The 9652-nt window shown below is 30.7% G+C and carries 10 protein-coding genes and 1 tRNA gene (1 of these 11 cut by a window edge); 10 read left to right on the top strand and 1 reads right to left on the bottom strand.

What is annotated here, in order from left to right:
• Positions 1 to 174: 174 nt before the first annotated feature.
• Complete coding sequence (locus BLT70_RS12200; protein ID WP_091894797.1) at positions 175 to 1317, bottom strand: acyl-CoA dehydrogenase; 1143 nt, start codon at positions 1315 to 1317, stop codon at positions 175 to 177.
• 86 nt (positions 1318 to 1403) lie between these two features.
• Between BLT70_RS12200 and BLT70_RS12205 the strand changes: the two genes are divergently transcribed.
• From BLT70_RS12205 to BLT70_RS17530, 10 genes are all read left to right on the top strand, one after another.
• Positions 1404 to 2477 (top strand): anhydro-N-acetylmuramic acid kinase, encoded by a 1074-nt coding sequence (locus tag BLT70_RS12205; protein ID WP_091894799.1) that lies wholly within the window; start codon positions 1404 to 1406, stop codon positions 2475 to 2477.
• 174 nt (positions 2478 to 2651) lie between these two features.
• Positions 2652 to 3878 (top strand): Glu/Leu/Phe/Val dehydrogenase dimerization domain-containing protein, encoded by a 1227-nt coding sequence (locus BLT70_RS12210; RefSeq protein ID WP_091894801.1) that lies wholly within the window; start codon positions 2652 to 2654, stop codon positions 3876 to 3878.
• A gap of 21 nt (positions 3879 to 3899) precedes the next feature.
• Positions 3900 to 5300 (top strand): sodium:proton antiporter NhaD, encoded by a 1401-nt coding sequence (nhaD, locus tag BLT70_RS12215; protein WP_091894803.1) that lies wholly within the window; start codon positions 3900 to 3902, stop codon positions 5298 to 5300.
• Between the two features lie 146 nt (positions 5301 to 5446).
• On the top strand, positions 5447 to 6136 hold the full coding sequence (locus BLT70_RS12220) for a MotA/TolQ/ExbB proton channel family protein (RefSeq protein ID WP_091894805.1): 690 nt from the start codon (positions 5447 to 5449) through the stop codon (positions 6134 to 6136).
• Between the two features lie 87 nt (positions 6137 to 6223).
• Positions 6224 to 6616: a biopolymer transporter ExbD gene (locus BLT70_RS12225; RefSeq protein ID WP_091894807.1), complete on the top strand. Its 393-nt coding sequence runs from the start codon at positions 6224 to 6226 to the stop codon at positions 6614 to 6616.
• Between the two features lie 47 nt (positions 6617 to 6663).
• Positions 6664 to 7488 carry an energy transducer TonB gene (locus BLT70_RS12230; RefSeq protein WP_091894809.1) on the top strand — a complete coding sequence of 275 codons (825 nt, stop codon included), beginning with the start codon at positions 6664 to 6666 and terminating at the stop codon, positions 7486 to 7488.
• A gap of 93 nt (positions 7489 to 7581) precedes the next feature.
• On the top strand, positions 7582 to 8790 hold the full coding sequence (locus BLT70_RS12235; protein ID WP_091894811.1) for a folylpolyglutamate synthase/dihydrofolate synthase family protein: 1209 nt from the start codon (positions 7582 to 7584) through the stop codon (positions 8788 to 8790).
• A 59-nt stretch (positions 8791 to 8849) separates the two neighbouring features.
• A tRNA-Val gene (locus BLT70_RS12240) sits at positions 8850 to 8927 on the top strand.
• 186 nt (positions 8928 to 9113) lie between these two features.
• Positions 9114 to 9458 carry a transposase gene (locus BLT70_RS12245; RefSeq protein ID WP_231962703.1) on the top strand — a complete coding sequence of 115 codons (345 nt, stop codon included), beginning with the start codon at positions 9114 to 9116 and terminating at the stop codon, positions 9456 to 9458.
• 133 nt (positions 9459 to 9591) lie between these two features.
• Positions 9592 to 9652, top strand: the 5' portion of a protein-coding gene (locus BLT70_RS17530; protein WP_302847795.1) for a hypothetical protein. 65 nt of this gene lie beyond the right edge of the window; the window shows 61 of its 126 coding nt (coding positions 1-61); it begins with the start codon at positions 9592 to 9594; its stop codon lies beyond the right edge, outside the window.

Below are 9652 nucleotides of genomic sequence, written 5' to 3' on the forward strand. Positions count from 1 at the left end.
TTTTCAGCATAAAAAGATATAATGGATAGCGCGTTTTTTGCTTTTTTCTGCAAAAACATGCCCAAAAGAAAAATCCAACTTAAAAAAGATGGATTTTTACACTTCTGCTTTATAGAGCGAAATTATGATGCTTTACTGAGTTTTAGTTATAAACTGCGCACTAACAGGTAAATTTTATCCTTTGATAATTCCTCTTGAAATTACAATTTTCTGAATTTCAGAGGTTCCTTCGTAAATCTGTGTAATTTTTGCATCACGCATTAAACGTTCTACATGATATTCTTTTACAAAACCATTTCCTCCATGAATTTGAACAGCTTCTACAGTGTGTTCCATTGCAACTTTACTTGCATATAATTTTGCCATTGCGCTAGACATATCATAATTATTACCTTGATCTTTATCCCAAGCGGCTTTCATAACCATCATTCTTGCCGCTTCAATTTCTGTGTGCATATCTGCTAATTTAAACGCAATTGCTTGATGATTGCAAATTTCTGTTCCGAATGCTTTACGCTCTTTAGCATACTTTAAAGCCAACTCATAAGCGCCAGCCGCAATACCTAAAGCTTGTGCTGCAATACCAATTCTACCGCCAGAAAGCGTTTTCATAGCAAATTTAAAACCAAAACCATCTTCGCCAATTCTGTTTTCTTTTGGCACTTTTACATCGTTAAATTGTAAGGTATGCGTATCTGAACCTCTAATTCCTAATTTATCTTCTTTTGGACCAATATGAAAACCAGGCGTTCCTTTTTCTACAATAAAAGCATTGATTCCTCTGTGTCCTTTTTCTCTGTCTGTTTGTGCAATTACCAAATAAACATCTGATCGACCACCATTTGTAATCCAATTTTTTGTTCCGTTCATTAAGTAATAATCACCTTTATCAATAGCAGTTGTTGCTTGCGAAGTTGCATCCGACCCAGCTTCTGGCTCGCTTAAACAAAAAGCTCCCATAAACTCACCTGTTGCTAATTTTGTTAAATATTTTTGTTTTTGTTCTTCATTTGCATACGCCTCTAAACCATAACAAACTAGCGAATTATTTACAGAAACCATTACTGAAGCAGATGCATCAATTTTAGATAATTCTTCCATAATTAAGATATAAGAAATAGCATCCATACCGCTTCCTCCGTATTTTGGATCAACCATAATTCCCATAAAACCTAAATCGCCCATTTTCTTGACCAATTCTTGTGGAAATTCTTGTTTATTGTCTCTTTCTATAACTCCTGGTAATAATTCAGTTTGTGCAAAATCTCTAGCCGCATCACGAATCATGATGTGCTCTTCTGTTAAATTAAAATCCATATTATATTGTTTTATTCGTATTTACTGATTGTAAAGATATCGATTTCGTAACTTATTATCAGTAGACTTTTGTTATTTTTACAGATATGAATAAAAAGGAAGTTTTTTCTATAGGATTAATGTCTGGAACATCTTTAGATGGCATCGATTTAGTTTATGTAAAATTTGATGCAAACAATTACAAAGATTTTGAAATTATCTATGCAGAAACAATTTCTTATACTGATGTTTGGAAAAACACTTTGCAAAAAGCTATTCATTTTTCTTCGGATGAATTAGCGATCTTAAATAATGATTACGGGAAACTTTTAGGAAACGTGGTTCATAGATTTATAGATAAATTTCAGATTCAAAAAATTGATTTTATAGCTTCTCACGGACATACAATTTTACATCAGCCTGCAAAGGGAATTACGCTTCAAATTGGAGACGGACAAACTATTGCTGCTATTACAAATCAAAAAGTAGTTTGCGATTTTAGAACGCAAGACGTAAAATTAGGCGGTCAAGGAGCACCTTTGGTTCCTATTGGTGATGAGCTACTTTTTTCTGATTTTGATTTCTGTTTAAATTTAGGCGGATTTTCTAATATTTCTTTTAAAAAAGAAGATAAAAGAATCGCTTTTGATATTTGCCCTGTAAATATTGTGCTAAATTTTTATGCCAATAAATTAGGTTTAGAATATGATACATCAGGAAAAATAGCATCCGAAGGAAAATTAAACGAAACACTTTTAAAACAATTAAACGCACTTACATTTTATCAGCAAAAACCACCAAAATCATTAGGTTTAGAATGGGTTCAAGAAAATATATTTCCTTTAATTGATGAACTAGAAACGGATGTTTCATCCATTTTAAGAACTTTTGTAGAGCATGTTGCTATTCAAATTAGTAACATAATTATTGGTAATAATTCAGTTTTAATTACAGGCGGAGGGGTTTTTAATTCCTTCTTAATAGAAAGAATAGCAGATCATTCTAATATTAAAATTAAGTTACCAAATACTAAACTAATTAACTTTAAGGAGGCATTAATTTTCGCCTTTTTAGGTTTATTAAAGACTGATAACCAAGTAAATTGTTTATCATCTGTTACTGGCGCGAGTATAGATCATTCTTCTGGAGAGTTTTTTTATCCTATTTTGGTAAATAAATAAAATTTGAGCAATCATTTATTTACTGTAAGTTTGTAAGGTTTCCATAGCTATAATAATAATTCAATAAAAATTAAAAATGAATCAACTTTAACTTTTCCCCTGAAGGGGATTTTAACGCAAATTAAAATTGTTTGAAAAAGCAAAAAGAAAAGTTAATCTATTTATAATTTAAGCATGAAAGAATTATTAAAAATATACGAGAATAAACAACCAGAAATCGTTTTTAACTGGAAAGATCCAGAAACGGAAGCAGAAGGTTGGACTGTTATAAACTCTTTAAGAGGTGGTGCTGCAGGCGGCGGAACAAGAATGAGAGAAGGTTTAGATATGAACGAAGTTTTATCTTTAGCCAAAACAATGGAAGTTAAATTTACAGTTTCTGGCCCAGCAATTGGTGGCGCAAAATCTGGAATAAATTTTAATCCGCAAGATCCGCGAAAAAAAGGCGTTTTAGAACGTTGGTACAAAGCAGTTGCGCCATTATTAAAAAGTTATTATGGAACTGGAGGAGATTTAAATGTTGATGAAATTCATGAAGTAATTCCGATTACAGAAGAAAGCGGTGTTTGGCATCCTCAAGAAGGTGTCTTTAACGGTCATTTTAAACCGACAGAAGCAGATAAAATTAACAGAATTGGTCAATTAAGACATGGAGTGATAAAAGTCATAGAAAGTAAATATTATTCTCCTGATATTTCGGCGAAATTAACCATTGCTGATATGATTACTGGTTTTGGTGTTGCAGAAGCTGCGCACCATTATTATGATATTTATGGAGGTACAGTTGTTGGTAAAAGAGCAATTGTACAAGGTTTTGGTAATGTTGGTTCTGCGGCGGCATATTATTTAGCACAAATGGGTGCTAAAATTGTAGGAATTATTGACAGAGAAGGAGGCGTAATTAATGAAAACGGCTTTTCTTTTGATGAAATAAAAGAGTTGTTTTTAAACAAAAAAGGTAATACTTTAGTTGCCCAAGATATGATTTCTTTTAAAGAAATTAATGAGCAAATTTGGAATTTACCTTGTGAAATTTTTGCGCCATGTGCAGCATCAAGGTTAATAAAACAAGAACAAATTAATGAAATGATTAATTCTGGTTTAGAAGTAATATCTTGCGGAGCAAATGTTCCTTTTGCAGATAAAGAAATTTTCTTTGGATCTATTATGGAAGATACAGATAAAAAAGTGAGTTTAATTCCTGATTTTATTTCCAATTGCGGAATGGCAAGAGTTTTTGCCTATTTTATGGAAAGAAAAGTAGAAATAACAGACAAAGCTATTTTTGAAGATACATCAAACACAATAAAAAAAGCACTGCAAACAACCTTTGCAAAAAGTGCATCAAAAACAAAAATAAGTGAAACAGCGTTTGAGATAGCGCTAAAACAATTGATATAAATTAAATAATAAAAAAGTAGTATGGAGTCAGTAATTATTATTGTATTTGTAATGGGATATTTAGCCATTACTTTAGAGCACAACTTAAAATTAGACAAATTAATTCCCGCCTTAATTATGATGGCAGTTTGTTGGGCTTTAGTTGCATTAGGAATTGATAATTTTACACAATGGTTTGACTCTAGTAAACATAGTTTAATAGAAGGTTTTGGCTCACTTGTGCATGAAGACAAATTACATTTAGTAGAAGAAACGTTGCTACACCATTTAGGTAAAACTGCAGAAATATTAGTTTTCCTTTTAGGAGCCATGACAATTGTAGAAATTATCGATTATTTTGATGGTTTCTCTACAATTAAAAGTTTTGTAAAAACTAAAAAGAAGAAAAGTATACTTTGGATATTTGCAATATTAGCTTTTGTTTTATCTGCAATTATAGATAATCTTACAGCAACAATTGTATTGATTTCTATTTTACAGAAAATTGTTAAAAATAGAGACGAAAGAATTTGGTTTGCTGGTTTAATAATTATAGCTGCAAATGCAGGTGGAGCTTGGTCTCCAATTGGTGATGTTACAACAACAATGCTTTGGATTGGTAAAAAAGTAACAACTTTAAAATTAATTGAATATTTATTACTACCATCTTTATTATGTATGGCTGTTCCTACTTTAATAGCTTCATTTTTACCAGCATTTAAAGGTGAAATTGATGCTGAAGAAGAAAAAGAAACTTCTAAAAGTCCGCATAGCGCAAGAATGTTGTACTTAGGATTAGGTGCAATTGTATTTGTACCAATATTTAAAACAATTACTCATTTACCTCCTTATGTTGGTATGATGTTATCTTTAGCAGTAGTTGCTACTTTTGCAGAAATTTATAGTAAATCTAAATTTTCTATTTCAAGTGTAGATGGTGAAGAAGCAGATGAACACACTGCAGGAGCGCATCACAGTCCTGTTCATGCATCATTATCTAAAATAGAAATGCCAAGTATTTTATTTTTCTTAGGAATTTTAATGGCAGTTGCAGCTTTAGAATCTTTAGGGATTTTATTCAACTTTGCATCAACATTACAAGAATCGATACCAATGATGGGTACAGAATTACACCATGAAGGAGTTTCCGATTTAGTAATTATGTTACTAGGTGTTGGTTCTGCTATTATTGATAATGTGCCTTTAGTTGCCGCAAGTTTAGGAATGTTTTCTCAAGGATTGGATAATGAATTATGGCATTTTGTAGCTTTTTCTGCTGGTACTGGTGGCTCTATGTTAATTATTGGTTCTGCTGCTGGTGTAGTTGCCATGGGAATGGAAAAAATTGATTTCTTTTGGTATTTGAAAAAAATATCTTGGTTAGCATTAATCGGTTTTATAGTTGGTTCTGCAACATTTATGATTACAAGAACTATGTTTTAACAAATAATTTTAAAAAATAAAAATGTCATTTTGTACTATTGCAGAATGGCATTTTTTTTGATATAAAAAAAGCTAAATCTTTGTTTATTAAAACAATTTAAAAACAGATTAATCGTTTATTAATATAGAACTTAAAAAATAGTTGAATGATATCATTTTATCAAGAAAATACAGGATTGTTAGAAGAAGTTGTTTCAGAAGAAAAAACGCTTTCTATTTATAATTTAATTGTAGATGGTGGTTTAGGCGGTCAAATTATAATTGCCATTCTTTTTGTACTATTGGCAGTGGCTTTTTATATTTATTTTGAACGTTTTTTTGCAATTAAATCTGCATCAAAAGTCGATAAAAATTTCATGAATCAAATTAAAGATTTCGTTTCTAATGGTAAATTAGATGCAGCAAAAGCTTTATGTAAAAATACAAATACACCAACTGCAAGATTAATAGAAAAAGGAATTTCTAGAATTGGCAAACCTTTAGATGACATTAATACAGCAATAGAAACTGCTGGTAAATTAGAAGTGTATCAACTAGAAAAAAATGTAAGTGTATTAGCAACAATTGCAGGAGCTGCACCAATGATTGGTTTTTTAGGAACTGTAATAGGTATGATTGTTGCCATACATGAAATAGCAAATGCTGGTGGGCAAATTGATATAAAAATGCTTTCTGATGGTTTATACACCGCAATGACAACAACCGTTGCTGGTTTAATTGTAGGTATTATTGCTTATGTAACATACAATCATTTGGTGGTTAAAACCAATAAAATAGTATATCAAATGGAAGCCAAATCGGTTGAATTTTTAGATTTATTAAACGAGCCAGTATAGTAATTCAAAATTTTAAATTCAAAGTTTAAAGTTAACTTAGGCTAACGAAAATCTTGAATTCTAAATTTTAAATCTTGAACATAAAACATGAATTTAAGAGGAAGAAATAAAGTAGATCCAACATTCAATATGTCGTCCATGACAGATATTGTTTTTTTATTGCTAATATTTTTCATGCTTACATCAACTTTAGTAACTGTAAGTGCAATTGATGTTTTTTTACCAAAAGCTGGCGGAAAAACAGAAAATAGTGCATCTGTTGCTGTAACTATTACAAGCGAATCTGTTTTCTATATTGATAAAACAGCCGTTAGTGCATCTAACTTAGAAAGTGAAATTTTAAAGAGTGTAGGTGCAGATAAAAAGAAAACCATTGTTATTAGAGGAGATAAAGAAGTACCTTATAAAAAAGTGATGGAAGTTATAGACATTGCTAACAAGAATAAATTAAAAATGATTTTAGCTGTAAAAGGAAAATAAAAACACGCTTACAAGTTTCTTAAAACCTTGTAGTTATACAAAATAAAATGGCAATATTAGATACAAACCCTAAACGAAAATCTACAGCAATAACAGCAAGTATATTGTTGCTTTTGTTGTTTGTTATTTTTAATTATGGTTTAAAATATTTAGATCCACCAGAAGAGTATGGTTTGGCAATAAATTTTGGAGATTCTGATTTTGGAAGTGGTGAGCCAGTAGAAAACACTAAAAAAGCATTAACCCCAGAAGTAGTAGAAAAAGAAGAGGTTATAGAAGAAGTAATAGAGGTTCCGAAAGAAGTAGTTAAGGAAGAAATTATTGCTGATGAAACATCCGAAGAGATTACGGTTATAGAGAAAAAAGAAGTAGAAAAAGAACCTGTAAAAGAAGTTGTTAAAAAGGAAGAACCAAAAGAAAAGCCGAAACCAAAACCATCCAAAGAAGCAACAGAAGCTTTAAATAGTTTATTAAATGGTAATTCATCTGATGGAAATCCAAAAGGAGAAGGTGACGATAAAAAAGAAGGCGTAAAAGGAAATGAAAATGGCGATCCTAATTCTAATAAATATTATGGAAATGAAGGAACAGGATCTGGAGGAAACTACAACCTTGCAGGAAGAAAAGCATTATCAAAACCAATAGAACAACCAGATTGCCAAGAAGAAGGAATTGTAGTTGTAAGAATTACTGTTGATAAAAATGGAAAAGTAATTAGTGCTGTTCCAGGTGTAAAAGGTTCTACAAATACAGCTGCTTGTTTATTGAAACCTGCAAAAGAAGCTGCTCTAAAAACTACTTGGAATGCAGATGAAAAAGCACCAGCAAATCAAGTAGGTACTATTATTTATAAATTTACTTTAACAAAATAATTGTTTATATTATAAAGTAGCATTTAAAAAATAATAAGTTCTAATTTTCTTTCTGATTTGATTTATATTTGAAAAAATAATTGATCCTTTAGAATGACATATCAACAAACTTTAGATTGGATGTTTGCGCAATTACCTATGTTTCAAAGAGAAGGTAAAACAGCATTCAAAAAAGATTTAACCAATATTTTAGCATTTTCAAAACAACTAGATTTTCCAGAAAAAAAATTTAAATCCATTCATATAGCTGGTACAAACGGAAAAGGTTCTACGTCTCATATGTTAGCTTCTATTTTACAAGAAGCAGGCTATAAAGTAGGTTTATACACTTCGCCACATTTAAAAAACTTCACAGAACGAATTAGAATAAATGGTATTGAAATACCTAAAAACAAAGTCACATCATTTATAGCAAAACATAAAGTTTTTTTAGAAAATCAAAAACTGTCATTTTTTGAAATGACGGTTGGTTTGGCTTTTGATTATTTTGCGAATGAAAAGGTAGATATAGCGATTATTGAAGTAGGTTTAGGAGGTAGATTAGATTCTACAAACATCATTACTCCAGTAGTTTCTGTCATCACAAATATAGGGTTAGATCACACACAATTTTTAGGAGAAACATTGCCAGAAATTGCTTTTGAAAAAGCAGGAATCATAAAAAATAATATTCCTGTTATAATAGGAGAAGAACAGTCAGAAGTTAAAAGTGTCTTTTTAGAAAAGGCAAAAAAATGTAATGCTGCCATTTCTTTTGCTTCGGATGATTTACAAGAGTATACATCAGATTTGTTGGGCGACTATCAAAAATCAAATACAAAAACTGTGGTTGCAGCACTTAAACAATTAAAAGGTTTTTCGATTTCTCAAAAAAATATTACTGATGGATTGTTACATGTTGTAAAAAACACTAGTTTAAAAGGAAGATGGCAGATTTTACAAGAAAACCCAAAAGTAATTTGTGATACTGCTCATAATACAGAAGGGTTAAAAATTGTTTTAAATCAACTGAAAAAAGAAAGCTATAAGAGGTTACATTTTGTACTTGGAGTTGTTTCTGATAAAAAATTAGAAGACGTTTTACCAATCTTTCCACAAGATGCAATCTATTATTTTAGCAAGCCAGCTATTCCCCGAGGTCTTTCTGAAGCTATTTTACAAGAAAAATCTGCTAAATTTAATTTATTTGGAAAAAAATATTTATCAGTAAGAAAAGCATATAAAGAAGCCTTACTAAATGCTAATCAAGGAGATATAATCTATGTTGGTGGAAGTACATTTGTGGTTGCTGAAATAATTTAAATAAAAATTGATTTTTATTTTGGTAAAGTCAAAATGTGTTGTATATTTGCCACCGCTAAGGGCAATTAGCTCAGTTGGTTCAGAGCATCTCGTTTACACCGAGAGGGTCGGGGGTTCGAATCCCTCATTGCCCACCAAAGTAAATCCTACTAGAAATAGTAGGATTTTTTTGTTTACTATTTTCTGAAATCAATTCCAATTGTTGAAGGATCAAGTCATAAAGTTGTGGGATTTTAAATTATGCATAAATATTTGGGATCAACACCAAAAGTTGTGGAGTAAAATAAAATATAGGAACTTTGTTCGAATAAAATACATTGATTTTGAGTACTCTTATAGATATTGCTAAATTATTATTACCAGAAGTTCTTGTTGAAAATTTTAAACTTACTAAGCATGCAGTTAAACAAGGAGAACTTCATTTTTATTTCACAGAATTAAATATCATTCCAGAAGAATTTAAAGACCTTAAATTGAGTTCTAAAGGTTTTTTCCCAGAGGCTACTATACAAGATTTTCCAATTCGAGGTAAAAACGTTTTTCTACATGTCATAAGACGACGTTGGATTGAGGAAACCTCAAAAAAATTAACCACAAGAGATTGGCAATTAGTAGCAAAAGGCACTAGAATTACAAGTGAATTTGCTGATTTTTTTAAAAGACATTAGTTAGTAATAATGCATCTAGCACAAGTGTTGTAGCGAACTTTTACAGTGTTAATCTAGAAATCTACAAAGACAGTATAAAGACTGTTTAAGTGATTTTAAAGAGTGGAATCAAAAGCCACACACTAAAGAATGGATGCTTTTTCCTGAGAATATTGGAGAATATCTTTCCATAGATGAAACAGCTTTTTCTAATG

Origin of the sequence: Polaribacter sp. KT25b (assembly GCF_900105145.1) — a bacterium.
Lineage (GTDB): Bacteria > Bacteroidota > Bacteroidia > Flavobacteriales > Flavobacteriaceae > Polaribacter.